Genomic DNA, 24,687 nt, shown 5'->3' with positions numbered 1-24,687 from the left:
GGTATATTTCCAGAAATGGTAGAAACAAGATGTCCCACCCCAACAATATCTGTAACTGCAAGAATCTTTACTACGAATCGAACTACTATTCTTTTACTAAAACCGTACTATAAAAAGAATAAACAGACTGATTTTTGCGATCTGTGTAATACTGCTTTTAAGCCGTCGGCAACAATTTATCAATCGATAAGTTTGAACATCATAAGCGATGATAATAAGAAAAAATCCATCTTCTTGATGGCTTAAAATTACTTATGAATTCACATCATAAGTACGAGAAAACAACATACAATAGCAAGGATCTTACAATTAGTCGATGCCACTGTATGTATCTACAAGATCATCCCAATCTTCCTCTTCAGCCATAGCTTCAAAGTCCTCCAACGAAAATCCAATGTTTATTTTATCACCTTCACTCATAGTACCTCGCCTATACCTATTCCACTCAGCACTAATAACCTCACTTTTACCTATATCAAATCCTACGCCTTTGCATTTTTCCCTCAAAAGCTCTAATAACTCTTTCCCTCTCGGAGACAAATTATCCTCTTCACGTTTAAATAAGGTCGCTATATCAGTCCTGAATCGTTCTGTAAAGTTCTCATCTTCTCCAAGAGTCTTGATATCGCTCGCTACAACAGCAGCATAAAACTTTTTGCTATTGTAAATTTTTTCTGCTTCTCGATCAAAATTTTCATTACCATAATCTTCGCTATTATATATTAGAAAAGAAATTCGTTCATTGTATTCATGGCATAGATCATTTAGTACATCCAGGCATGATTTCTTCAGTTCTTGACCACTAAGTTGAACGATAGTCACACTTGTGACCCCTGTATTTGCCAGTAATAGTTATTCCAATGTATTTAATCCCGCCCCTACATTTTAGCGTTCTTTAATTCATTAAGCTTTTCAGCGAACTCCTTTAACGACTTATGCTGTTTTTCCTTATCCTCATATAATGCTGCATCAGCTTCTGAAAGAAGCACTGCATATTCCAATCCACTAGTTCGGCATTGATAAATTCCAACACTAAAGGGTGGCATGAAATTCAATGATTTGTTCTTTTGAAGTTCAGCCTCCAACAATCCACGAATATTTGTGGCAAGGTTCTCATCTTTTCCAGCAACAACAAATTCATCTCCACCCCATCTGGCAGCTACAGCATTCCGCGAAGTTATCACCTTCCTCAATGCCTTTGAAAAGGCAATGAGCACCTTATCACCTTCATCATGTCCTAATATATCATTAATACTTTTAAAATAATCCAAGTCTAGCATTATGACTGATAGCGGATTCTCTCTACTACAGGTGGATATTTCTTCAGTTATAAATTCCCTCATTCGTCTGCGATTATAAAGCTTTGTTAGAGCATCTGTATAAATTTGGGAATCCTGCAGCTCCACAAACAATTTTAATACAACCGGAATCATGCTCAATTCTATAGCTGGGAGATTTAAAAGAAATGCTATCAGTATACCATTTACCGTAAAAAACAGGATAAAAATAGTCTGACTACCATATTTTCGTTTTTCAAAGCTTGTTTTAGCCTCTTTGTAGTTATAGAGCGCTATTCCTGTTGCTGCTATCAAATATATATAATCCATTGCCAGAATTATCATCAACCCCGATCCGAAAACAGGCATATCGTCCACAAGAATATAAACAATAGAATGTAGTGGGGTAAACAGTATTAAAACCACGATAAGTAATGGAATATGAATCAATATTCCAAGAATATCTATTTTATTTTTAGTAAAATGAGTTTTATTGATGTGAAGACTAGCATAAACATGCAGAAACCAAAAGAAGCAGGCAAATGACATAGACGCAAAACCAATAGATATAATCAGGCAAACTAACAGATATGGAAGCATAGAATAAAAGTCATTTCCAAAGATTAGTCGTATGTCTTCAAGGGTATAGACCATAAATGAAAGAAGCATACCTTTAAATGCCTTAACTTCCTTTTTACTACCTATACTTTCATTTGTCTTTGCATAAATGATACTTAATGACCAAAAACTTATTATAAGAATAAAAATAATAAACGGAATAATCTGTGCCTCTAAGGAAACCGATGTCATAGGAAATACCCCTTTTCGAATGCCTCAAATAAGCCTATCACTTATACTGATTGTTAATACCAATTCCTACATAATCACAGTCATTTTAGCATGTATCTGTGAATTTACTGAGGATTGTCACTATATTATCTAGTCATCCCCCCAAAGTTCCACAAAGCTTTCAAATCTAGGAAGGTTTATCTTTAAGTATCCTCTTTTATTTCCATTTACAAGATGCTTATTTATAAGCTTGTTCCTGAATACATTATATGAAACTGGGTTGGACATTAATGCTTTTATTTCATCAATTTTTCCATCCTTTGTCTTGCAAATACACTTTACCATTTCTTTTTCACCTTCGGTGAGCTTCTGCCATATCATATCATAAGAATCCTTAAACATAATATGTTCAAATGCTGGAATAAGATCCTCCAATGTCTCATTATTCTTTTTGTTAAAATACAATGAGCCAAGTACTTGATGTTGAACGATAGTCACATTTGTGACCCCTGTATTTGACTCATCTTGTTCAAATATGCATAGTAGATATTTATATCTTCCATACAATTAACCTAGTATTGAATGCGCACAAATGTTTGAGTATAATGGATAGCGGAGCTACCATAAAACGGTAGGCGGTTGGCCCTCACCAGAGGGTGTTGTCTTAGCCCTCTGAGTATTTAAGGGGGTGATGCTAATGGTTACATATAGTGATTTATTCACATACACTCTAGTTTTAATTGGCTTAATAACCTTAGTATATAATGTGACAAAAAAGAAATAACCGCCCTCGGTCTGCAAACTAAGGCGGTTATTCTTACCAAATTACTTTATAGGCCACCGTCTATCGGTAGCTCTTTCTAAAACAAATAATACCACCTATGTAATTACTTGTCAAAACAAGCTAAAAATCTGCTGGAAGTACTGTAGCCTTCTATTGTTCAATTACTTCTGGAAGCTCCTGACTCGCCCAACTTGAATCATTTGTATAAAGCTTTTCATTATCATACTTGTATACTTTAATATAAATTCGGCCATCAGCAGTTATTACCGCCATATAGCTCTCTCCCCATGTAAGCATGTAACATTCCACGTATTTACATGGGGTGTCATCTGCTAACATCATTTCTGATACATTTACTCCACCATTTTCAGTTCCGAAAATAAAAAAATCATCATATAAGTCGTTTCCTAATAAATCTTTTATTTGCTGCAACTCTTCCTCTGTATATGCGCGATTAACCATATCAGCATTAGTATATACCGGTTCTCCAAGAGTATATTCGTTATTAGGTGTCACATTCATTCCCATTGAACCAAAGAATGTATCCGCTCTTACATATAAGGAATTTCCAACCATGTAAAAAATCATGTATCCATCATCCATGGAATCTTCTACATCATCTTGACTACTAATAGCCATAGACTCTGACACCCAATGAGCTTCGCCAATTGCTTCTCCACAATGGGAATAATACGAAAAGAATCCCTCATAATGAAACCCTTCATCAGTCTGATTTGTAATATCAATACTTCCAGACAAAGAGGAATGACAATTTGTTGCTTGCCATGAACCTTCAAAATCTTTTGGATTATCTACAGATTTAATCTGCTTATACAGACTGGCCATATCTAATCCATAGACATAATCCCATATAGATTGATTATCAGCATCATTTGACTCATTAGTCTCAGCCTCGTATTCTTCTGAAATGCTATTTTCAAGATTTTCAGATATATTAGCATCCTCTTCGACATTAGATACTTCTTGTTTATTACTACAAGCACAATTTAAGCACGAAAATGAAACTAAACCTATCATTATCAATCTTCGTAGTACTTTTAAAATCATTATTATCGATTTAACTCCTTTTTCTGACTAGCATCATTATCAACTGACAATTATAACTGTTTCATATTGTTATTCAAAGATAAAATATCTATAATGTGCCATATTGAAAGGACTTGATATGAAAGACTTTGAACGCCTTAAGGAAGAATGTATAAATGAGGTTCGCACCTTGGAATAAAGCTTGGAACCATTTCTTCTTGGGAAATAAATAAAAGGGCAAAGACCCGTTGAGGACTATGCAAACTTAATCGAGACGGTAGCTACTCTATTGAAATTGCCTCTCGTCTTTTGGAAGACGAGAGGATTTCAGAGCAAGCTTGCAAAGAGACCATAATCCATGAGCTGCTTCATACTTGCAAAGGGTGTATGCGTCACACTGGCAAGTGGAAATACTACGCTGAAGTAGTCAATCAAGTTTATGGCTACAATATTAAACGTGTCACTCAAGGCTCTGAAAAGGGTGTTGAGAATTATAATAGCTCTGAAATGAGCATTAAATATGTCTTCACCTGCGGCAACTGTGTTGCCACAATCTACCGCAAGCGAGACAGCAAATTTACTAGAAATTATAGATATTACGGCTGTGCACGCTGTGGCGCTGCAGCCTGGTCTAAGAAAACAATCAGTTAATCAGATACTATTTCTATCCCAGCTTCCTGCATTTCAGGAAGCTTTTTTATATAGAAATTATCATTAGTAGCAGCAACAGAATCTAAATAGAGCCTTACAACGTAGCCTCTCTTCTTTGCATCCAACGCGCTTCGAGCGACACAGCATCTACCATCAACACCAACCATATTGATGGTATCTACCTGCATCCGTTCTATAAACTGCACAAACTCTTCCGAGAAAAAAGCACTTGGCCATCTTTTGGCAAATACATACTCCGATACTACATCAAGACCTTCAGCTAACACGTACTTTTCTTCGTTCTCAAGCTTACCTACATTTCGCACATAGACTACTGGCATACCTGCATCCACAGCTTCATGAATGCGCACATTCACTCTATCAAGTAGGTCTGGCTCATAGTTATCCATATACTTTTGCTGCATATCAATAACAAGAAGTATTTCCATTTCTTTTATAAACTCCTCATTACTCCATCGTAAATACGTTTCTCTATTTCCTCGTTTGACATTGAGTAATATTCATACTGACTAAAGGCTATAACTACATCGCACTTCTCCGTCTCAGCAATAACGCAATCATTTGCCTCATAGTAAATCTTGTATTATATCACAGAAGGGTAGAACATAATTTAACCTCTATTCGTTTTGATAACTCTTAAATAAAACATGACTTTGAAACCAGTTAAAACATTTATCTAGTATAACTGCAAAAACGCACAGTAGGCAGAACTCTATGAAATGACAAAAAAGTTTGCTGTCAAAGTACTGCCATATATTTATTTTTAGCCGTAACAAGTCATATCCTTTAAGTGCCAAAGCCCAGATAATAACTTTACATATGAATATAAACCAACTTGATTGAAAGACTCTCATAAACAACTTCTCCTCTCTAGGAAATAAATTACAACCATTTTAATCTTTCTAATCTTAAAATGCCACATTAATTAAAATTACGTCCAATAACTTCATTCCTAGTTCCTGAGGAAAGGGGATACGGCGGAAGGAAAGACTGAAAGGTTCAAGAAAACAAAAAGTAAATCCCTATTACAGGGCTAATCTATATTCTAAAAAAGGACTCCCAAAAAGAGAGTCCTCTGATAATTCATATTTTGTCAGCACATATAGTTATATTCACCGGCTAAAACCCGTTGCTGCGTTCCATTTGGAAGGATTAATTTTGCTTCAAGTCCTACAGGAATAAATAGATGAATATGAACTTTTTCGTTAATATAATCCCATCCCATTTCTATTTTTCCTGCTGGTGAATCATACGTTGCTTTTGCAGAAGTAAGTCCATTTGCATCATCACCTATATATATTTCAGGTTGTATTACCAGCTCACCATCACAATAGTGTATTCCACATACACCATCCATAATCCAGCCAACAACAGCTCCATAAGAATAGTGATTAAGAGATGCTTTTGGTTCCTTTCCCGGCTGAATTCCATCCCAGTTTTCCCAAAGGGTTGTGGCACCTTGATTTACCTCATATAACCATCCTGGCATTTGTGGATTCAATAGCAATTGATATGCCTCTTTTATATATCCTCTTTTCGCCAGCTGCCTGCATATTTCAGGTGTGGTTAGAAATCCTGTATTTAGCTTTCCATTTTCTCTTTTTACCATCACTGCTAACTGTTTTGCCGCAAGCTTGTCGGCCTCTTCGGGTAAAAGCCCAAAAGCCAGTGGTCGTACTAATTGACATTGGCGTTCTGTAGTAATCAATCCATTTTCTGTATAAACTTCAATATAGCCTTGTCTGGCTTTGTCAGACACGCGAATTAACTCATTGACTTCAGCTTCAGGTCTATCTAAAATTTTGGCAATCTTTGACATAAGCATTCCGGAATATGCAAAATAGGCATTAGCAACATCATAGTTACCATCCTTCATGCTTTCAGCTGCGCTTCGGCCTGGCTCACACCACTCGCCATAATTCATCCCCTTTTCGATTACATAATTTCTATTCTTTTTCGAATGAGACTTGTTAAAAAGCTTTTTCTTACGCGCCTCTTTCTTCAAGAATGAATACCAGTTGCACATCATGCTATAGTTTTCACTGAGAACACGCTTATCCCCGGTCAATTGATATATTTCCCAAGGCACAATTATAATAGCGTCTCCCCACGCAACGGATCCAGCCAATAGCTTGGCAAAAAATCCAGGTTTATTGTTAGGAGGTGCAATGTTCATTACTCTTCCATCAGAAAGCTGTGTATACCTACACTGTCTTAACCATTTTTTCAATACAGGAACTGATTCCATCAAACGCAGTCCTGTATATGCAAATATACCAGCATCGCCAGTCCAACCAGCACGTTCTCTTGTTGGGCAGTCTGTTGGAATATCACAAAAGTTTCCTTTCTGACTCCACATTGCATTTTTTACCAACTGATTTAGCGCTGTATTTGATGTAGTCAATGAAAGAGTATCCATCATCTGAGAATACACCGCATGGGCATAGAATACTGCTTTTGATAAATCGGCATTTGTCTCTACTTTTACATAACGAAATCCCATGATGGTAAAGCTTGCATGATAATGGTTATACCCAGCTTTCATTGTATAATCAATAGTCTGGTAGGTTCCACCTTCTTTATGACGTTTTCTATCTTGAAAGTTTTCCTGTGTAAACTCTCCATTTTGGTCTAATGTCTCACCATGAATCAGGCGTATTTTTTCTCCTGCCGCTCCATTTGGAATTATAAGCTCAATCTGTCCCGCAAGGTTTTGACCAAAATCAAGAACAGTATCTCCTTTTGGAGTTTTAATGATTGTTGCATCAAACCTTTCCATTCTTAGTATAGGCACAGTATCCATTGCTTTCAAAAGCTCATACCCAATAGGTACTTCCTTCACTTCATGCCAAGCCATCTCATCATCTGACAAGTTCTCCATTCTGGCATCATATACCTCGCCATGTTGCATATCATTCTGTCTAAGAGGGTCATTTTGTGATGCTTGCCATGTGTTATCAGTTGACACAATGGCTTTCCCGTTAATCTCTAGCTGGCATAATACTGCCGTTTTTTCGCCAAATAAATTTCTGTCACCATCTACACCTGATGTACTACGATACCATCCATCACCTAAGATAATATGTATTTCATTTTCTCCAGTCTTAACATAGTTTGAAACGTCATATGTTTGATATGGTATTTCGAATTTATAATTGGCTGTTCCTGGTGTAAGCACATAATCAGTTATTTTTTGTCCATTTATGTATATTTCATAGAGTCCACAAGCGCTGGCATATACTCTTGCAGTCTCTATTTTCTCCATTGAATCCAGGCAGAATTTCTTTCTAAAAACTGATGCTGGCTTATGAGGAATAAACACTTCATTTTTTTTATGCTTTTTCTCGTTCCATGCTTTTAAAGCCATAGAGTTCATATAATCTGGAGTACCTATATCAAATTGATACCCAATTTCCTCACTTGGCTCAATCCATTTAGCATACCAGTCATCACTGTTAAGCAGGCCATATTCAAAGGTGCCTCCATCTGCCCATTCACCTGAGCAATCGTCCTGATCCCATAAACGGATAGTCCATGACATGTTATCTCTTGACCTATGCTCTGGTGCAATAATAGCATGCATTTTCTTTGATTCTACCTTGCCAGTATCAAGTATTATCTCACTACCCTTTTTTACAACTATTTGGTATGCGCTCTGCATAATACCATCCTGACACTGCCATGAAACATATAAATCCTGTGCATCTATTCCTATAGGGTTATTCCGGTACTCGGTTTTACAATTTATTGCTTTCATCTATTCCTGTTACCTCTCGCTCATTGGGTGTTTTAATTCACATACTCTTTTAGAAACTGAGAACTAATTTCAGCAGAAATTATTGGTGACCTCTGTTCCCAATTTCTATGGCTTTCAAGAACAACCGCTTCTACTTCATTCTTTTTTGCAATTTCAAGCAATCCTTGTAAATCCATACTTCCATTTCCAAGCTCACAACTATCGGTTTTTAAGATTGATGAAAGTGGTCCCGTCTGTTTTGAGCCTCTATCATTGATATGCCAAAGTTTCATTCGCTGCCCAAGTTTACCCATCCAGTATTCAGGATTCACTCCAATATCAGCAGCCCAATATGAATCAAATTCAAAATTCACATATTCCGGATTGGTCTCTTCAATCAATACTTCATAGGCCATCTTTCCACTTTTTAATCTTCTGAACTCGCAATTGTGGTTGTGATATAAAAGACTTAGTCCTTCGTTCTTTAGCAATTTTCCTGCTTCATTCAAATTATTTGCCAGGTCATAAACTGCCTTCTCATCGGTATAATCAAAGTGATGCATGCCTGTAATAACCACATATTTTGTTCCGTAAAGATGAGCCTCTTTTGCCACTTCCTCTGTTCTTTTCAATACGCTACCCAAGTCAGAGTGTAAACTAATAACTTTAAGGCCGGACTCATCTATCAATTCTTTCCAGTTCAGCTTGCCACTTTTTCCCATAGGCATCCCTGCCAGACGAGTCAAGGCTCTTATGATAAATGGCATGGGGTGAATCATGTATGAACATAATTCAATCCCCTGATAGCCAGACGCTCTCAATCTACCCAATGTGTCTTGTGCCTTTTTTTGATTGCCTATCACGGTTCGAAGCTGAAACTGTTGTATTCCTCGAATCACCCTCTACTACCTCACTTCCTATTATTTCTTCTGGCCTTTTGCCTGAATCTCAGCCATCTTTTCCTTTGAAAGAGGGCTTATTTTCATGCATATAATTGAGATAATCCATCCTATTATTGGAAATCCATAAAGCAATAACACTGTCAGATACTTAATACCATTAGTCATAGGATCATTTGGCTGTGGCATAGTTGTCTCATAACCAATAAGAGCAACACAGCCCATGGTAATCACTGTTGCTAACGACGATACAAGTCGGTCAATCATAGAATAAGTAGCTGTAACAACAGCAGGAATAAACTTTCCAGAACGGTCTTTCTCATAATCGACTACATCCGCACTCATTGATGTTGTAGCTGCTGTGACACCCATTTTTGTTCCATTAACAGCAAGAGTTAAAACGAAATATACAATAGTTGGAAGTACTGCAACTGTAATCGTTCTCGTATTAATTGTCAGTAAAAATACAGTCATAAGTACTGTTGCAATGAGACTTACAAATGACCAGAATGAAATAGCTTTTCTACTTCCATGCTTACCTGCATACTTTCCTCCAATAATGGCGAACACGATTGAAGGAAGCATCGCAATTACACTGATTAATGTGGAAAGCTGCATATTTCCAATCAGTATTCCAAACATCATTGTTGATACAATAGATTGACTACCAACCTGATTTGCAAGTTTTACAGCAGAGGCTGAAATCACATAGGTTTGCATTGCTTTATTCTTGCCTAAAAGCGAAACCATATCTTTAAAAGAAACCTTTTCATTATTGGTTGCAGCCACATCTTCAAAATTTTCTGGACAGTCAGTCTCAGATACACCTATGCAAGCCAGAATAATGAACACAAGAGAGATTGCCACTGTTACAATGCACGAAGTGCTAAGCATTTCAACAGAATATGTATTTTGATACTTTGGAAGAATTACCATTGTGATTAAAATTGTCATAATCATTGGCGCAAAGTAACTATAAACAGTTGCCCATACCCCTACCATTGGTCTTTGCTCAGGATCATTTGTCATTACCGGTCCCATTATTTGGCCTGCAACATTATTCATGGCGTATCCAAATAAATAAATGACATACATTACTACGAAAAGTATAATTCCATGTCCTTTACCACTTCCCCAAATAAATAACAATAAAACCGCTGCAGTCTGAATCAGCCATCCGCCAAAAAGGAATATACGAATCTTTCCAAATCTGGTGTTAAATTTATCCACGAATACTGCAATTACAGGATTTAGAACACCCTCAAGTATTCTACTGAATGTAAGAATAGTGCCCATTATCGCAGTTGCAATACCATACCCAGCATTTCCAACATAACTGACGTAAGTCATTAAGATATAAAAACACATTGCGTTTGCAGAATTCATTTGTGATAAGGCAATTTGCCAGTTCTTTGCTTTTCTGTAATTAATTTGATTTTCCATTTTTGCTCCTTTTTATTATCATTTTGTATCTAGCGTAGACTTCCAAGAAATCTCAGGCTTTCCTTTGGATGTCGGCTCATATCATTTCGATCAACGCCAATAAGTCCAAAGGTCATCTTGAATCCCTTTTGCCATTCAAAATTGTCTAATAATGACCAATAAAAATACCCTTTAACTGGTAATCCATCATCTATACATGATTTAATCTCATCAGTAGCAGTTTTTATGTACTCTACTCTCTCGTTATCTTCTGATGTTGCAATTCCATTTTCCGTAACAATTAAATCTCCTTTGAAGGACTTTGCCACCTTTCGAACTACATTTCCAATTGCTTTAGGATAGTTTTCATATCCCATCTGGGTTGTTTTAACACCATCAGGTAAACGTTCCTCCCCCTGCTCATCGAAGCATTTTCTCGTATAACATTGAACGCCGAGGAAATCATCGCCTTCAATAGCTGGAAGATAATGAAGTAATTCTTCATCCCATACTCTTTCAACTGCTTTAGTTGATTCTTCACTATTTGATTCTTCAAGTGATTGTAAGTCATGCAATGATAATGTAATTCCAACCTTTAAATCAGGCCTAACTTCTCGAATTGCTTTTACCGCAGCCATGTGTGCTTTCATTACAATTCGGTCTCCTTCATCTGAGCACTGTGATACAAATACAGCAACATCTCTTGGGTCTTTAAATCCAAATGCCTGTGCACTTTCCATTGCAGCTTGCATCATACGATTCTGATCCAAATTGATACCAACCTGAACCTTCGAATCTTCTTCGGCCTGTTTTTCTTCTAGAGAACGACTTGCACTCATGCGAGCCATCATGCTTTTCATCAGTCCAGCCAATTGATAACGCATATTGGCTTCATTGATGGTGCAAACATAATGAATTCCTTCTCCCAATTCTGAAACAATTCGTCCGCAGTATGCAGCAAAATCATCAATGACCTCAGGATTCTCCCATCCGCCTTTACGAATTAACCACTTAGGAGATGTAAAGTGCATTAGAGTGATAACCGGTTCCACTCCATTTTCTACACAGCACTTAATGACATCCTTGTAATGCTCTACTTCTGCAGAATCCCATTTGCCCTCCTCTGGCTGTATTCTTGCCCACTCAACTGAAAATCGATATGCATTCAGTCCCGCATCCTTTAATAGCTTTATATCCTCTTCAAAATGATGATAATGATCTACTGCCAAACCAGAAGGTTCATCAAACATACTGTGCTCCAAATTCTCCTGAACCCAATAATCACTGTAAATATTGTTTCCTTCTACCTGATGTGCAGCTGTGGCAGCCCCCAATAAAAAACTCTTCTCAAACATATTCCCTCTTCCTCCTTAGTTAAATGTTAAGTTGTGAACACATTATATTGGGATGAACAGATATTGTATTTTATTAATTTGATGTGTATTATAGTTTTATGATATTTGCTATATTTTTCCCTTTTTGCACAATTTCCTACTGCGCAAATTTATGAAAAAGTTACAATGGGAGGCTGATATGAAATGCTATTATCACAATTAGAATTGATTTATCAAATATATGGAGTTCCAATCTCAGTATTTGATTTAGATTGGACATGTAAGAAACTTATCCCTGATAAGAATTTTAATGGCGCTTTTAAACTATCTGATATTCCTGAATGGACACACTTTAGTTCTTTTACAAATCAAGTTTGTTGTCTTGTCACAGATTCCCTGCTTCTATTGGGATTTATCCCAGATTTTTCAAATAAGCAGATAATCGTCTTGGGGCCTGCCACTATTGTCGAGATGAATTCTGTTTCCCTGAAACATTTTACGGGTCAGATAAGCTCCAGCTATTCAAAAGAGATTGCTTTAGCAATATCGAGTACACTTGCTTCGATGAAATTGACTGACCTACATCAATTTAAAGCTACCTTATCTCTAATAGCATCCCTGTTGGGTGTGGAAATACACGATATTAAAACAATTAGCGAATACTCAACGAACCTAACTCAGAAAAATGCGCTAGAGAAAGTTACTAATGCAATTACAACAGAGATTACTTTTGACGATCATGACTACACTGACACAGATATTCAGGACAGAATTCTATTTTATATTTCTCATGGCATGGTTGAAAATCTTGAGAACCTTGTTATTCCAGAGCAATTTATGGAATCGATGAATAGATTAAGTCTACGATATGCTAAAAATTCACTCATTGTTTTGAACTCTCTCAGCCAACGTGCAGCTCTATCTGCAGGCGTGCCATTACGTTCTACTGACTCTTTAGGAAGGGCTTTTAGTGACCAGATAGAGTCCTCGCCTGATGTTGAGTCCCTAATTCAATTATCAGCAAGAATGTTCATTCCCGCTGCCTATGCAAGGTTGGTCAGAGATGTTAATATACCTGGCAACACAAGTCATGATATTCGAACTGTAATAATATATGTTCAAAATCATTTTAGAGAACAGATAACTGTCAAGAAACTTGCTGAATTAGTAAATTTATCAGAAGAACATTTATCCAGGAAATTTAAATCCGAAACAGGCATGACACTAAAGAGTTTTATTGTTAAAGAAAAAATACACGAGGCAGAGGCTCTACTTCGCTTCACAGATCTATCACTATCATCAATTTCAGAAATATTATCATTTTCATCACAAAGCTGGTTTCAAACTGCTTTCAAAAAACAGACTGGAAAGACACCTATGGAATATCGAAAGGAAGCCTAGTGATAGGCAATATGCCATGTTTTTAAACATAAAAATAGAGCTACACCATATGATGTAGCTCTAAGAAGGAGAATAACTTAAATGAAAAGAAAATCTTTAAGTATATCACAGAAGGGTAATTTGTTGGACAATATTAGTTATCTAAAAAGGAATCCAAGTGGATCTATATCAAAAAACATACAGGCAAAGACTAACAACCAACAAATGGCAATGGTTCCAATAATCACTTTTATCAGTATGTCATTCCTAAGATGGTAAAACGGAATCTTCCCTAATCCTATAAGAAGAACCCAAGCACCAACTATGATGTGAATCCAAGGAAATAGATTAAGAAATAAGTTTCCAGTACCTAGTGAGCCTATAAAAATAAAGGTACCAACAAACAATAGTAATGCACCTACTAATCGTAAGTAATATCCTTGTCTCCATCCTATATAAGCATGGTTCCATACACCTGGTCGATAGGAAAACCCTTTATCTATCAAATAATGCTCTATTATTGAAAAAAGCTTTTGCTCGTCGTGGTCGATAGTAGACCAGTCTTTAACATCCACCTTTTTCCTCCACTTCAAATTTTCATTGGCAGTAACAGAATACACCCCTCTAGACTCTGCTGACATAGGTGGCTTGTACTCATCACAGTGGACTGTCATTTCCCCGCCATAAAATGTTCCGTCTGCACGGAGCTTATATTCTACAGAAAAGGGACGATATCTTTTTGGATTAGCACCCTCAAGAATCTCCTGAGTCTTCCATCTTCCAATAATGGTGTTTCCTTTAACTTCTATAATAAAAGGATATTCCTCTGCATTTAGATCTCTAAGAATGGCTTCTTTTAACTCATCACGTTCCATAACATTATTCACCTATTTCAAAATAGTCTTTTACATTAAAAGTCTCTCCAGTAGGCTCTTCCTCATCATCTTTTGTTGAATCCGATTCCAAAATAATACTTGTAGGCTCATCTGCCCCACCAATTATCTCATCACTCTGCTTATTGCCACAGCCCACAAGCATACAAGCCAATAATAATGTAACTAACGTCTTTTTCATAAATAATCCCTTTGCTATATTTTTTCTTTCTAATATATCACAGAAGGGTATATTATTTCCTTAAATAATTGGAAGATACTGGAAAATCAAAGTATGTATCAGGATATGGTTCATTTTTCAGTGTAAAATGCCACCATTCACAATCAAAAGGCACAAAGCCATTTCGAACCATGACTTGCTGTAAAGTCATACGGTTTTCATACTGCTCCGCAGAAATATTTTTGTAATTTGGATGAGATAGTTCACCAAAATAATCAAAAGGTCCCCCCATATCTACTTCTTTACCTGTTTTCATATCAAGAAGAGTCAAATCCACTGTGCTACCACGGCTATGGCTAGATTGTTTTGCTATATATCCCTTTGAAAATAACTCTTGCTTTTCTAGTTCAGGATAAAAATAAGACTTCATTCTAATATCCTGGTCTTCTATGCCCCATAACACGAAATGTTTAACTGCAGACGCAGGGCGATAAGCATCAAATATCTTTAGACGATACCCTTGTACCATAAGTTCATTACTTACAGTCTTTAAAGCCCTTGCCGCCTCTTTTGTTAAAATGGCGCAAGGTTCTTCATATCCGTCTATACGCTCCCCTACAAAATTGTAAGTTGAAAAATAACGTATTTCTTGAATTATGCTAGGGATAACATCTGATAGAAGAATAAATCCAGATGGATCCTTTGTAATATCCTCAATAACATTTGTACGCATAGCGGCGATTCACATTCCTTTCTACCGTTATCCTATTCCTTGGAATAATAAATATGAGAGACTTCATTCTTTTCTACTAAAACAGAGCTTTGATTAAATCCATCAATCAACTCATCAAGTAAAGACTGGAGGTTATCTTCTGAAATATCATATAAGATATATACTATGGTGTTCTCATGCCCCATAGTGCCATCATCATTAATCCAACCACCTTTTGCGCTCAGTTGAGTATAGCCACCAGCATACTTTGCACAAATCTGATTAGCTTTATCTAAAGCATCCTCTGTACTAATTATTTGTTCATAAGTGTCCTTATCATTAAGTCCAAGATAAAGCGTATATTTCTCTCCGGTTTCAGATTGTTGCCCCAGAATTGTCGAAGTCTTTGAACAAGCTACAAAAGCAGTAATCATAAAAATAGATAGAATTATTGGAATTAACTTTTTTCTCATAGATTACTCCTTTCCAAGCTGACTGTTCTTTCCTTTTTGTAATATTGCTATGCTTCCTGCAATAAGAACACCTACAAGAGGTAAGAAGCGATTAAGGTGACCAAGCATTACGCCAGGGAATCCAACCAGGAACACTATATAAAGAACTATCTCTAAAATAACCATACCTAAAGATATCTTTTCGCTAGAACCTTTTTCCATTCGCTCTGCCACTAAAACACAATTGCAGGCTAAAACTGCCAAAATGAATTTTGCTAATGCTCCGACCCAAGGGTTTACACCATCTGTGTTTAAAAGTGCAGCTCTTAACGCTTCAAGTAAAGCATATGAATTTAAGACAATCCTTAAAAACTTTCTATTCCTATCTTTAAATCGAAATACACCAAATACTATTATTAGAATACAAGCAGCTGCCTGGCCTATGTATATGATGGCTCTGTGCAAATTTGTGTTGTTGATAATTCCTATAATCGTAAGTATAAGTGCTGCAATCATCAACAACACTTGAAGCATAATCCCAATTCCCAATTTCTTAGAAATACCATATTTCTCCATTACTTCATCGTTATTCATAGACACCTCCCTTTCCTGCACTAATCTTCTTTGAAATAGATTGATTTTTACAACATTAAAGTGAAGCTTATTGGCCAGAGAGGAAAGCATCTCTGTATATCTAATGGTAAATTTTGTAGTCTTCTACAGCCTTTCTTATTCTTGAAGCAGGTTTAGAAATTTCAATCATAGAATCACCTTTGTTTAAAGTATCTATGATTGCTGCAATATAGCGTCCCATATTAACAGTGCTATAGTATTCCTTTTCCAAGAGCTCCTCTTTCTGGTGTATCAGATTTGTTGTAAATATTCTTGTGAATACGCCACTTTCATAGGCTTTGTCAAATTTCTCAAGACCGCTAGTAAATAAACCAAAGGTAGAAAACAGAAATACTCTTTTTGCTCCTCTTTCCTTTAACTGATTTGCAACATCTATCATACTTCCACCGGAAGCAATCATATCATCAACTACTATTGCATCCATGCCGTCAATATTTCCACCGCAAAATTCATGAGCAATGATTGGATTTGTACCGTCCACAATCTTAGTGTAATCACGGCGCTTGTAAAACATACCAATGTTTACCCCAAAAAGAGAGGCCAGAAATATTACTCGTTCAGTTGCGCCTTCGTCTGGGGCAACGAAAATTAGATGTTCACTATCTATTTTCAAATCTTCATACTCTGCAAATAAAGCCTGTGTGAATTGCAGAGCAGGTGATATTATTTCGAGACCATTTAAAGGCAATACGTTTTGCATGCGAGGATCATGGGCATCGAAAGTTACAATACTGTGCACCCCCATATTTTCTAATTCTTTAAGCATCATTGCACAATCTAAAGACTCACGCATTGTCTTTCTATGCTGCCGTCCTTCATACAGGAACGGCATAATGACTGTGATTCTGCCTGCCTTTCCATTACATGCGGCTATTATTCTCTTTAAATCCTGATAGTGATCATCCGGAGACATGCGATTCAAGCTTCCATCCATCTTATAGGTCAGTGAATTATTGCATACGTCTACCAAAATATAAATATCTTTGTCACGAACAGAAGCCTCGACTATTCCTTTGGCTTCTCCACTGCTAAACCTAGGGCAACTGCATGGTATGAGGAAATTTTCATCCCTCCAATCATAAAGTACTTTGTTGATTTTTTTTCCCAATTCTGTCGCTGATTCCAAAGCAATTATTCCAAGATTATTAAAAAAAATATTTTCCATAGGTGCCTCCGCATGCTTCAGCCTGGTCTAAGAAAACCCTTAGTTCACACTTACAGGTAGAACGCCCTTCGCTCCTGCCCCACCAAACAATACATATACTGCAGCTGGAATATTTTGACCATATTGTTTTGTGTTTGCCTTAAAGTTTGGAATATCTGTCATTCCTTTGGCATTATAACAAGCCACTATACCATCGGCAGCCTGATAAAATGCTGTATCATATGGTAATTGAGCACTTAAAAAAATTGCCTTGGCATTATTTTTGTGAGACTCTGAAATAACGTTTGTTATAAACTCTTTGTTCTTCACCTCTGCTGAATATATTGCAGACAGGCAAATAACAACATCTGCACCAGCTATTCCCTGAGCTATATTGTAGTTATCATAATTCTCTATATAAATCATGGAAATATTATTTTTATTAATCTTAATACCACTTTCCTTCAATCTATCAAGTGCATACTCGAATGATTTCGACTGACTTACCGATGGATATAAGATTACTACCTTCTTATCAGAATCTATAGGGAATGCATTATCATTTTTTATTGAAGTAATCGCCTCAAGGGCAATATCCCATTCCACATCATGATTTGCTTTGCTTCCAACTACTTTTTCTGCCACTGTAGCTGATGGCTGAATTCTTGACCATTTGCTCACTGAATTTAATGAATCGTCAACCAATAAGCCATACTTCGCCTTCATTTTTAAAATTCTGGTAACAGACTCATTTACAGCGTCTATAGAAATATCTCCTGATTTTATTCCTGCAACTACACCACTGATGTAATCATCCAGGTTCTTTAATCCGTCCTCTGTAGACAAATCTATAGGCATCAACAGCATATTTGCGCCGGCATTGATAGCAAGCTCTGTTGCTTCAAGCTTATCAAAATGTTTCGCAATGGCATCCATATCCAATGCGTCAGTGATAATTACACCGTCGAAGCCCAAATCATCCCTTAGAATCCCTGTAAGTATAGTCTTTGAGAGTGTTGCTGGTATATTTATTTTTTCGCCTGTAAGCTTAGAAATGTACGTTCCTGTCTCAATTTTTGGATACTGAATATGAGCTGTCATAACGAAATCAGATTTCTTGGCAACTGCAGCGTATGGAATAAGCTCTAGTTTCTTCAATTCGTCATACGTTTTGTCAATTAATGGTAATCCAGTATGACTATCAGTAGCCGTATCGCCATGACCAGGAAAATGCTTTAATGCAGTCATGACTCCATTACTATGGAGCCCGTCTATAAATCTCTGACTAAAGCGTGCCACCGTGTATGGATTATCCGAAAATGAGCGTACTCCAATAATAGGATTTTCAGGATTATTATTTACATCCATAACAGGCGCAAAATCAACATTTATTCCCTGTACTGCAAGCTCTTTTCCAATTACATTAGCAGCACGATAAGCATTCTCCGAATCACCTGTAGCACCAATAGCCATATTTCCTGGCATCTGCGTTCCAGTCTGAAGACGAGTGATATATCCCCCTTCCTGATCAATTGAAATCAGTAATGACGACTTGGCTCCGCCCTGAATATTGGCTTTTTGCATGGCAGTGACAAGCTCTGTTGTCTGCGCTGCTTCCTGGGTATTTTGTGCAAAAAGAATAACACCTCCAAAGTTATATTTCATCAAAGTTGCCTTCTGCTGGTCATTCAATTCTGTGACGCCCTTTTTGGCATCCCCTGTACCCCAATACCTAAAAGAAGGCATAATCATCTGCGCCACCTTCTGTTCCAGTGGCATGTCTGAAACTATTTGAGCAATACTCTCCTTGGCCTGAACATTCACTGTACAAGCTGGACTAATAACTGTAACTACAGCTATTAGTATCGACAATACAAAAGCTATTCTTTTTTTCATAAGCTCCTCCTTGAACAGCATTTTTTCTTCTATATTTTATAAGCATCAAGAATACTCAAAATTCCATTGTGGGCGCAGCCAGACATCAACACTGTCAGCCCTTTTTCTTTTATTACGAGATAATGTTCATGCACAAAGTCGTCCGGAACAACCCCTCTTTCAGTCTTAATCAGCAAACGCTTATTTGTAAATGGAAGCATATGTGTCCTGCTTCTTATCGTAAAAAGCTCTAGCTCATCGTCTACAACATTTGAAGCATAATCCCAATTCCCAATTTCTTAGAAATACCATATTTCTCCATTACTCATCGTTATTCATAGACACCTCCCTTTCCTGCACTAATCTTCTTTGAAATAAACTCCACCAGTTTAGTAGCAACTACACCCATCAACACACCAAAAACAATTCCTGCTAATACGTCTGTTGGGAAATGAAGGAATAAGTACATTCTGCTGAAGGCTATAAGTGCCGCCCAAATCAAGGCAATTACTCCACCCTTCTTATTCCCTAAGAAAATAGCTACCGCTCCACCAAATGCCCAGGCTGAATGAGTAGATGGGAATGATGAGCTGGATGGACGTGAAACCAAAAGCTCAAAAGTCTCATCTATCTGACACGGACGCATTCTTGAAAACATATTTTTTAGTCCATACTGACCTAAGACAAACACAAGCACATAAGAAACCAAAACTGCTATACCAATCTTTCTAGTCTTCTTGAATAACAGAAGAATCACAGCAATGATTACCCAAAGCTGCCCATAAGATCCTGTAATCTTGTTGATTGTTAAAAAGAAAGTGTCTAATACTTCTGTACGTGGTATAGCATATAAGAATTCAAACTCCATAACTTTCCCTCCTCTTATTAATCATAGATAAGTATATCCAAAGATTATGAAAAAACTGCAAAAATAAAGACTGGACCAGCCAGTCTTTAAATATAAAAACATCATTTTTCGTCCAAGAGCCCCACACTTTTACACATGGTACCAAATAAATCTCTGAACCACTCTGGATCATTACAGTTGTCAGTAGCTTTCCATATGGCAAGAAAAACAAAGCACATATAAATATTCCCAGCCATTGGATTGTCATAGCCAATATCCTCACATTTTAAGAGCATATCTTTATAAATAGGCTTTGCACCTTTGAGAGCTTTGCTGGTTATCTCTTTTCCAAATTGATTATTGAGATGCTTGCGTAACAATAGCGAAAAAATCATATAGTACTTTCCCGTGTACTTCATCATATCCTCGTCCCTCCCCTTACAACAATTTAACCTATTGCTTCAATAAATCTCTCTGGCTGAAATGGAGCCAAACTAGCATGACCGTCTATCTAAGAGCTGCAAAATATTCCTGTCTTACAGCCTTTGCCTCTGGAACAAACTCCATAGCTCCCCAGCAGTGCATCATTCCCTCACCTACATGCTCATTAAGAACTACACCGTATTTCTTGCAGTGCTCTCTCATATATTTCAAATACACATACATAACTTCCTTCGTTCCATAAAAAATATCAATAGAAGGAAAGCCTGAAATATCAAATAGCAATGGAATTAAAAGATACTCCTCTTCTCCCTTGGCAAGTACAGGTGCAATCCTATCAAAAAAGTCGGGTGGAATCATTACATCATCTTTCTTAATCAAATTCATTTCATTCTTTTGTTCTTTGCTAGGTGGCACTTGAAGTCCTGGTGATTGAAGTACCAGCTTTTCAGGTAATGGCATACTTAATCCCTCATGCTTTATATACATACAAACTGACATGGCCAGTCCGCCACCTGAGGATGTACCAAAGAATCGCACATTGCTCCTATCATATTTGGATAGCATACTCTCATATACCTTCACTGTACTTTGAACTGTGTCGATGAGCTTGTGCTCTGGAGCCATAGGATAGAGAGGAAACCAAACCTCGGCGTCACACTCCTTAGCAATTTGCCCACATAAAACAATATCCCCTGGATCAGGTGGCAAAATATATCCGCCACCAAAAAGGTATAGAATTCCCTTTGAAGGAGTTTTCCCCTTTTCTCTGACTATATAAATTGTAGTCTCTCTGATAGTTTTAGTCTCAATGTCAAAGCCTTCCATCTTTTTGTATGGGATAGCAAGTGGCTTTTTCTGTTTTTTACTATAGGTTTCAAGAAGCTTATCAAACTCAACTCCCTCTTTATCAAGCATCTTGTTAACACCTAAAAGCTTAAATAAGCCATAAACCATTTTGTACTGTATACTAGCCATATTATTCCCACCTTTCCTAAATAAAATAATATCACAGCAAGTTAGACATTACTAACCATATTCTGAATTCTGAAATCCTGGGGAAAGGGGGTCCGGGGGAAGGAAAAACTGAAAGGTTCATAGAAAACTGAAAGATAAATCCCCCATCGGCGAAGCCGATTATAATCTTCCTTGTAAGCGAAGCGCCTGGTCTGTGGAGCTGGGCAGACCTGCGAAGCTGCTAGGAAGGGTCCAAGAAATATTAAAGAGGTATCGTCTCCCACATAGCAACAACCGGCCCAAGCTTCATAACCTTTTCTAATATCTTCCCAGGAAAAATGTAACTCGATGCTTTTACCTGTTATGGTAAAATATCCCTATATCTATAACAGAGGCGATTCCGTTATGAAATTACCATATGATGCTTTTCAAAATAATTCTGTTCTCCAGGAGGCCAGCGATTTATTAGCAAAAAAATTTGCCTCCCTAATCGTTGAGGACCAATATAATCGAGACAATGGAATTATTATCGAGCCAGATACAGCAGGAGCAGATTTCTATTTTCTTCAGGATTTTATGACTGATGAAATGTATGTAGATTTCCCTATTATTGAGCACGATTTCATGGCTCATTGTGGTACTAAACTACAAGAATTTGACGATAGCTCCTGTGTCTTCTGGTAATGCTTCAAATGAAGACTATCTAAAGGAAATTGCAGAGCTACGTAATAAGTTAAATAAAGCTGAGCAAGATATCCAATATCTTCGTAGCAACAATAAAAAAGCCAAGACCGAAGCTGCTACTTTTGAATCTTTAAAGAATCAGTTCGAAGCAGAGCATGAGGGATTAATCCATCTTAGAAACTACGTTTACATTCTTACTGACGAGACTGTCCCAGAATCTAATACAAACGTAGAGGAATTGAAAAAAGCTATCGAAGACAAGAACATCCTTATCATCGGAGGCCATCCAAACTGGTATAATAAGCTAAAAACCTTATTCCCTAACTGGAGCTTTATAGGCGTAGAGAAGTTCGCTTCACTTAGCCCTGCAACAGCCGATGGCAGGGATAAAGTATACTTCTTCAGTAACTTTATCTGTCATTCAGAATACTACCGCTTCACTTCATATATGCAGAAGCACGACGTCAACTATGGCTACTTGAAGGACACCAACACTGACAGTAACATCAAGCAGATATTCGAAGAGCTTAAGTAAACAATAAAGGCGGAGCAAGAGCTCCACCTTATATAGAAATACATATACAAGAATAAGAAGACAATTTTGACCCAATGACCTAGACTCCACTCCAGGATATCATCGATGCTATGCCAACATTAAAGACCAGAATCCATGAATATAGAAAAGAAATGCATCTCCAGCAAGCAGAATTAGCCGAAATGGTTGGTGTGCGCCGTGAAACTATAGGTAAATTAGAGAATGGCAAATACAATCCTTCACTTAAACTTGCTATGGACATTGCTAAAGTATTTGGTAAATCCGTAGAAGAAGTCTTTGAGTTTCCTGAAGAAGAGGACTAACGAATGAATAAAGAGACCTTCCAAATCGAAACAAAGAATTGCATAGTATATATAACTAAATCCCCTGAGATTCTGCTTATTCAACCAGTGGATTCACATGATTATGAAATGCTAGATGATGAAATTGCATATATATCCGAGCATACTAGTTCTCCATATATGCTTGTAGCCTTCAGCATAGATAACTGGAATACCGAGCTATCCCCTTGGACAGCACCGCCTGTTTTTGGTAAAGAAGGCTTTGGTGAAGGTGCGAAAAACACATTGTGCTTTATCTTAGATACGCTCATTCCAGCAACAAGAGTAAAATACAACCTCAGCCCAACAATCCCTACCATAGTTGGCGGATACTCACTAGCCGGTCTATTTGCTCTTTGGAGTGCGTACCAAACAGATACCTTTACTGCCATATCTGCAGCATCACCGTCGGTTTGGTTCCCTGGATTTCTTGATTATGCTAAAGATAACAATCCACATACCAAGCATATTTATCTAAGTCTAGGGGATAAAGAAGAGCGAGCTAAGAATTCTACTATGGCTACAGTAGGCAACTGTACACGTGAACTTAGTGAGATTTTCCCATCTAAGGCTATAGACACAACCCTTGAATGGAATGAAGGAAATCACTTTAAAGAACCCGATATACGAACAGCTAAAGGTTTCGTTTGGTGTATTGAGAGGACAACACAATGCTAATTAGAACAGCTACTATAGATGAGATGACTTACCTGCTATTGCTCGCGTAGAAGCAGAATGCTTCCCTCCCACAGAAGCAGCCACATCAGGAGAATTCAAAGATCGCTTAGAACACTATGCTAACCACTTCTGGCTAATGTTTGATAATGACAAACTCATAGCTTTCGTTGATGGATTTTGTACAGATGACCCCGACCTTACTGATGGAATGTATGCTAAGGCTGACATGCACGATGAAAATGGCAAATGGCAGATGATATTTGGAGTAAACACCATTCCTGAATATAGAAACCATGGCTATGCTGGTAAACTTATAGAGCATGCCATTGAAGATTCGAAATCACAAAATAGATCTGGCCTAGTATTAACCTGCAAAGATAAGCTTATCGACTACTATGCCAAGTTTGGATTCAAGAATGAGGGAATCAGCGAATCAACCCACGGTGATGTCCAGTGGTATCAAATGAGATTAACCTTGTAAAACGGCTAGAAAAAAATCTTGTGAGAGAATATCAATGTTCGATTGTTTTTAACATTCTCTTTTGATAGACTTAATTCTGGTGCTACCCATTACGGTTGGCGGTTGGTCTTCAACTAGAGGACTGAGACCTCTATTTAGAATAATCTGTCATTTAGCAGAAATAATCTATGGAGGAATACTTTGATGTTAACATTAGAGCAATTTGTAGCTATTACTGGAGTATTATTTACAGCATTTGGAATCGGCTACAAAGTTGACCGAGATAGTGCAACAAAAAAGTAACCGCTCATTAGTCTGGCAGGACTGAGCGGTTACTACTGCTTTTTTCTGAACGGACCAACCGTCAATCGGCTAGCACCTTTTCTTAATTCATATTATAAAGACTTTAATCTCTTTTGTAAACTACCCTAAAACCTCACGGCAGCGTAAATTTGTACTCGGAAAACACAGAAAAGACTATCCCTGTGCATTTGTGATAAGAATTAGATTTGAGATTATCTTACTCTTTTTCTCT

At 37.3% G+C, this 24,687-nt stretch carries 26 protein-coding genes and 1 pseudogene; 7 read left to right on the top strand and 20 right to left on the bottom strand.

What is annotated here, in order from left to right; translation table 11 throughout:
• Positions 1–309 precede the first annotated feature (309 nt).
• The 4 genes from BLV53_RS14420 to BLV53_RS14405 all read right to left on the bottom strand — a co-directional run bounded on the left by BLV53_RS14420 (position 310) and on the right by BLV53_RS14405 (position 3,918).
• Positions 310–822 (bottom strand): hypothetical protein, encoded by a 513-nt coding sequence (locus BLV53_RS14420; protein WP_090302131.1) that lies wholly within the window; start codon positions 820–822, stop codon positions 310–312.
• A 56-nt stretch (positions 823–878) separates the two neighbouring features.
• On the bottom strand, positions 879–2,087 hold the full coding sequence (locus BLV53_RS14415) for a GGDEF domain-containing protein (protein ID WP_090302129.1): 1,209 nt from the start codon (positions 2,085–2,087) through the stop codon (positions 879–881).
• A 129-nt stretch (positions 2,088–2,216) separates the two neighbouring features.
• Positions 2,217–2,564 (bottom strand): hypothetical protein, encoded by a 348-nt coding sequence (locus tag BLV53_RS14410; protein ID WP_090302127.1) that lies wholly within the window; start codon positions 2,562–2,564, stop codon positions 2,217–2,219.
• Positions 2,565–3,000: 436 nt separating this feature from the next.
• On the bottom strand, positions 3,001–3,918 hold the full coding sequence (locus BLV53_RS14405) for a hypothetical protein (protein WP_139298978.1): 918 nt from the start codon (positions 3,916–3,918) through the stop codon (positions 3,001–3,003).
• Positions 3,919–4,161: 243 nt separating this feature from the next.
• On the opposite strand from BLV53_RS14405, the pseudogene BLV53_RS14400 reads away from it, so the two are divergent.
• Positions 4,162–4,548: pseudogene (locus BLV53_RS14400) on the top strand (hypothetical protein); the annotation flags it as partial.
• On the opposite strand, the gene BLV53_RS14395 reads toward BLV53_RS14400, so the two are convergent.
• From BLV53_RS14395 to BLV53_RS14370, 5 genes are all read right to left on the bottom strand, one after another.
• Positions 4,545–4,997: a cysteine hydrolase family protein gene (locus BLV53_RS14395; RefSeq protein ID WP_090302120.1), complete on the bottom strand. Its 453-nt coding sequence runs from the start codon at positions 4,995–4,997 to the stop codon at positions 4,545–4,547. The pseudogene BLV53_RS14400 and the gene BLV53_RS14395 sit on opposite strands and share 4 nt — an antisense overlap.
• A 665-nt stretch (positions 4,998–5,662) precedes the next feature.
• Positions 5,663–8,326, bottom strand: coding sequence for an alpha-L-rhamnosidase (locus BLV53_RS14385; RefSeq protein WP_090302112.1), 2,664 nt, complete (start codon positions 8,324–8,326; stop codon positions 5,663–5,665).
• A gap of 32 nt (positions 8,327–8,358) precedes the next feature.
• Positions 8,359–9,168 (bottom strand): sugar phosphate isomerase/epimerase family protein, encoded by an 810-nt coding sequence (locus BLV53_RS14380; protein ID WP_278335408.1) that lies wholly within the window; start codon positions 9,166–9,168, stop codon positions 8,359–8,361.
• Positions 9,169–9,225: 57 nt separating this feature from the next.
• The gene (locus tag BLV53_RS14375; protein WP_090302108.1) at positions 9,226–10,647 is read right to left on the bottom strand and encodes an MFS transporter; all 1,422 of its coding nucleotides are present in this window, start codon (positions 10,645–10,647) and stop codon (positions 9,226–9,228) included.
• 29 nt (positions 10,648–10,676) lie between these two features.
• Positions 10,677–11,981: a glycoside hydrolase family 1 protein gene (locus BLV53_RS14370; protein WP_090302106.1), complete on the bottom strand. Its 1,305-nt coding sequence runs from the start codon at positions 11,979–11,981 to the stop codon at positions 10,677–10,679.
• A 183-nt stretch (positions 11,982–12,164) separates the two neighbouring features.
• Between BLV53_RS14370 and BLV53_RS14365 the strand changes: the two genes are divergently transcribed.
• Complete coding sequence (locus BLV53_RS14365) at positions 12,165–13,361, top strand: helix-turn-helix transcriptional regulator (RefSeq protein ID WP_090302104.1); 1,197 nt, start codon at positions 12,165–12,167, stop codon at positions 13,359–13,361.
• A gap of 137 nt (positions 13,362–13,498) precedes the next feature.
• Here the strand turns inward: BLV53_RS14365 and BLV53_RS14360 are convergent, their stop codons facing one another.
• From BLV53_RS14360 to BLV53_RS14315, 11 genes are all read right to left on the bottom strand, one after another.
• Entirely contained in the window at positions 13,499–14,215 is a 717-nt protein-coding gene (locus tag BLV53_RS14360) for a hypothetical protein (protein ID WP_090302102.1), read from the bottom strand.
• 4 nt (positions 14,216–14,219) lie between these two features.
• Positions 14,220–14,414 carry a putative periplasmic lipoprotein gene (locus BLV53_RS14355; RefSeq protein WP_090302100.1) on the bottom strand — a complete coding sequence of 65 codons (195 nt, stop codon included), beginning with the start codon at positions 14,412–14,414 and terminating at the stop codon, positions 14,220–14,222.
• A gap of 52 nt (positions 14,415–14,466) precedes the next feature.
• On the bottom strand, positions 14,467–15,126 hold the full coding sequence (locus BLV53_RS14350) for a M15 family metallopeptidase (protein WP_090302098.1): 660 nt from the start codon (positions 15,124–15,126) through the stop codon (positions 14,467–14,469).
• A 32-nt stretch (positions 15,127–15,158) separates the two neighbouring features.
• A complete protein-coding gene (locus BLV53_RS14345) occupies positions 15,159–15,578 on the bottom strand; it encodes a DUF3574 domain-containing protein (RefSeq protein WP_090302096.1) in 420 nt (139 codons plus the stop codon).
• A gap of 3 nt (positions 15,579–15,581) precedes the next feature.
• Positions 15,582–16,151 carry a hypothetical protein gene (locus BLV53_RS14340; RefSeq protein ID WP_090302094.1) on the bottom strand — a complete coding sequence of 190 codons (570 nt, stop codon included), beginning with the start codon at positions 16,149–16,151 and terminating at the stop codon, positions 15,582–15,584.
• Between the two features lie 100 nt (positions 16,152–16,251).
• Complete coding sequence (locus BLV53_RS14335; RefSeq protein ID WP_090302091.1) at positions 16,252–17,355, bottom strand: ribose-phosphate pyrophosphokinase; 1,104 nt, start codon at positions 17,353–17,355, stop codon at positions 16,252–16,254.
• Positions 17,356–17,394: 39 nt separating this feature from the next.
• The gene (locus tag BLV53_RS14330; protein WP_170830882.1) at positions 17,395–19,230 is read right to left on the bottom strand and encodes a glycoside hydrolase family 3 protein; all 1,836 of its coding nucleotides are present in this window, start codon (positions 19,228–19,230) and stop codon (positions 17,395–17,397) included.
• Positions 19,231–19,259: 29 nt separating this feature from the next.
• Positions 19,260–19,430, bottom strand: coding sequence for a hypothetical protein (locus BLV53_RS17115; RefSeq protein WP_170830881.1), 171 nt, complete (start codon positions 19,428–19,430; stop codon positions 19,260–19,262).
• Between the two features lie 110 nt (positions 19,431–19,540).
• Positions 19,541–20,077, bottom strand: a complete 537-nt coding sequence (locus BLV53_RS14325; RefSeq protein ID WP_090302087.1) for a phosphatase PAP2 family protein — start codon at positions 20,075–20,077, stop codon at positions 19,541–19,543.
• A 101-nt stretch (positions 20,078–20,178) separates the two neighbouring features.
• Positions 20,179–20,478 carry a hypothetical protein gene (locus BLV53_RS14320; protein ID WP_090302085.1) on the bottom strand — a complete coding sequence of 100 codons (300 nt, stop codon included), beginning with the start codon at positions 20,476–20,478 and terminating at the stop codon, positions 20,179–20,181.
• An 85-nt stretch (positions 20,479–20,563) separates the two neighbouring features.
• The gene (locus BLV53_RS14315; RefSeq protein WP_090302082.1) at positions 20,564–21,475 is read right to left on the bottom strand and encodes an alpha/beta hydrolase; all 912 of its coding nucleotides are present in this window, start codon (positions 21,473–21,475) and stop codon (positions 20,564–20,566) included.
• A 384-nt stretch (positions 21,476–21,859) separates the two neighbouring features.
• Between BLV53_RS14315 and BLV53_RS14310 the strand changes: the two genes are divergently transcribed.
• The 5 genes from BLV53_RS14310 to BLV53_RS14290 all read left to right on the top strand — a co-directional run bounded on the left by BLV53_RS14310 (position 21,860) and on the right by BLV53_RS14290 (position 24,173).
• On the top strand, positions 21,860–22,138 hold the full coding sequence (locus BLV53_RS14310) for a hypothetical protein (RefSeq protein ID WP_139298977.1): 279 nt from the start codon (positions 21,860–21,862) through the stop codon (positions 22,136–22,138).
• Positions 22,125–22,673: a hypothetical protein gene (locus BLV53_RS14305; RefSeq protein WP_090302077.1), complete on the top strand. Its 549-nt coding sequence runs from the start codon at positions 22,125–22,127 to the stop codon at positions 22,671–22,673. The genes BLV53_RS14310 and BLV53_RS14305 overlap by 14 nt, the downstream gene beginning before the upstream one ends.
• Positions 22,674–22,783: 110 nt before the next feature.
• Positions 22,784–22,996, top strand: coding sequence for a helix-turn-helix transcriptional regulator (locus tag BLV53_RS14300; RefSeq protein WP_090302070.1), 213 nt, complete (start codon positions 22,784–22,786; stop codon positions 22,994–22,996).
• A gap of 3 nt (positions 22,997–22,999) precedes the next feature.
• Positions 23,000–23,692: an alpha/beta hydrolase-fold protein gene (locus BLV53_RS14295; RefSeq protein ID WP_090302069.1), complete on the top strand. Its 693-nt coding sequence runs from the start codon at positions 23,000–23,002 to the stop codon at positions 23,690–23,692.
• A gap of 37 nt (positions 23,693–23,729) precedes the next feature.
• Entirely contained in the window at positions 23,730–24,173 is a 444-nt protein-coding gene (locus BLV53_RS14290) for a GNAT family N-acetyltransferase (RefSeq protein WP_090302067.1), read from the top strand.
• The last annotated feature ends 514 nt before the right edge of the window (positions 24,174–24,687 follow it).

Source organism: Pseudobutyrivibrio sp. ACV-2 (assembly GCF_900107545.1).
Lineage (GTDB): Bacteria > Bacillota > Clostridia > Lachnospirales > Lachnospiraceae > Pseudobutyrivibrio.
This window is presented reverse-complemented; position numbering and strand designations above follow the sequence as displayed.

What these genes read in the sequence shown, in the direction of transcription:
- BLV53_RS14415 (WP_090302129.1), bottom strand. Translation starts at nt 2,087, where the DNA reads ATGACATCGGTTTCCTTAGAGGCACAGATTATTCCGTTTATTATTTTT.
- BLV53_RS14405 (WP_139298978.1), bottom strand. Translation starts at nt 3,918, where the DNA reads ATGATTTTAAAAGTACTACGAAGATTGATAATGATAGGTTTAGTTTCA.
- BLV53_RS14395 (WP_090302120.1), bottom strand. Translation starts at nt 4,997, where the DNA reads ATGGAAATACTTCTTGTTATTGATATGCAGCAAAAGTATATGGATAAC.
- BLV53_RS14385 (WP_090302112.1), bottom strand. Translation starts at nt 8,326, where the DNA reads ATGAAAGCAATAAATTGTAAAACCGAGTACCGGAATAACCCTATAGGA.
- BLV53_RS14375 (WP_090302108.1), bottom strand. Translation starts at nt 10,647, where the DNA reads ATGGAAAATCAAATTAATTACAGAAAAGCAAAGAACTGGCAAATTGCC.
- BLV53_RS14370 (WP_090302106.1), bottom strand. Translation starts at nt 11,981, where the DNA reads ATGTTTGAGAAGAGTTTTTTATTGGGGGCTGCCACAGCTGCACATCAG.
- BLV53_RS14365 (WP_090302104.1), top strand. Translation starts at nt 12,165, where the DNA reads ATGCTATTATCACAATTAGAATTGATTTATCAAATATATGGAGTTCCA.
- BLV53_RS14360 (WP_090302102.1), bottom strand. Translation starts at nt 14,215, where the DNA reads ATGGAACGTGATGAGTTAAAAGAAGCCATTCTTAGAGATCTAAATGCA.
- BLV53_RS14355 (WP_090302100.1), bottom strand. Translation starts at nt 14,414, where the DNA reads ATGAAAAAGACGTTAGTTACATTATTATTGGCTTGTATGCTTGTGGGC.
- BLV53_RS14350 (WP_090302098.1), bottom strand. Translation starts at nt 15,126, where the DNA reads ATGCGTACAAATGTTATTGAGGATATTACAAAGGATCCATCTGGATTT.
- BLV53_RS14345 (WP_090302096.1), bottom strand. Translation starts at nt 15,578, where the DNA reads ATGAGAAAAAAGTTAATTCCAATAATTCTATCTATTTTTATGATTACT.
- BLV53_RS14340 (WP_090302094.1), bottom strand. Translation starts at nt 16,151, where the DNA reads ATGAATAACGATGAAGTAATGGAGAAATATGGTATTTCTAAGAAATTG.
- BLV53_RS14335 (WP_090302091.1), bottom strand. Translation starts at nt 17,355, where the DNA reads ATGGAAAATATTTTTTTTAATAATCTTGGAATAATTGCTTTGGAATCA.
- BLV53_RS14330 (WP_170830882.1), bottom strand. Translation starts at nt 19,230, where the DNA reads ATGAAAAAAAGAATAGCTTTTGTATTGTCGATACTAATAGCTGTAGTT.
- BLV53_RS17115 (WP_170830881.1), bottom strand. Translation starts at nt 19,430, where the DNA reads ATGCTTCCATTTACAAATAAGCGTTTGCTGATTAAGACTGAAAGAGGG.
- BLV53_RS14325 (WP_090302087.1), bottom strand. Translation starts at nt 20,077, where the DNA reads ATGGAGTTTGAATTCTTATATGCTATACCACGTACAGAAGTATTAGAC.
- BLV53_RS14320 (WP_090302085.1), bottom strand. Translation starts at nt 20,478, where the DNA reads ATGATGAAGTACACGGGAAAGTACTATATGATTTTTTCGCTATTGTTA.
- BLV53_RS14315 (WP_090302082.1), bottom strand. Translation starts at nt 21,475, where the DNA reads ATGGCTAGTATACAGTACAAAATGGTTTATGGCTTATTTAAGCTTTTA.
- BLV53_RS14310 (WP_139298977.1), top strand. Translation starts at nt 21,860, where the DNA reads ATGAAATTACCATATGATGCTTTTCAAAATAATTCTGTTCTCCAGGAG.
- BLV53_RS14300 (WP_090302070.1), top strand. Translation starts at nt 22,784, where the DNA reads ATGCCAACATTAAAGACCAGAATCCATGAATATAGAAAAGAAATGCAT.
- BLV53_RS14295 (WP_090302069.1), top strand. Translation starts at nt 23,000, where the DNA reads ATGAATAAAGAGACCTTCCAAATCGAAACAAAGAATTGCATAGTATAT.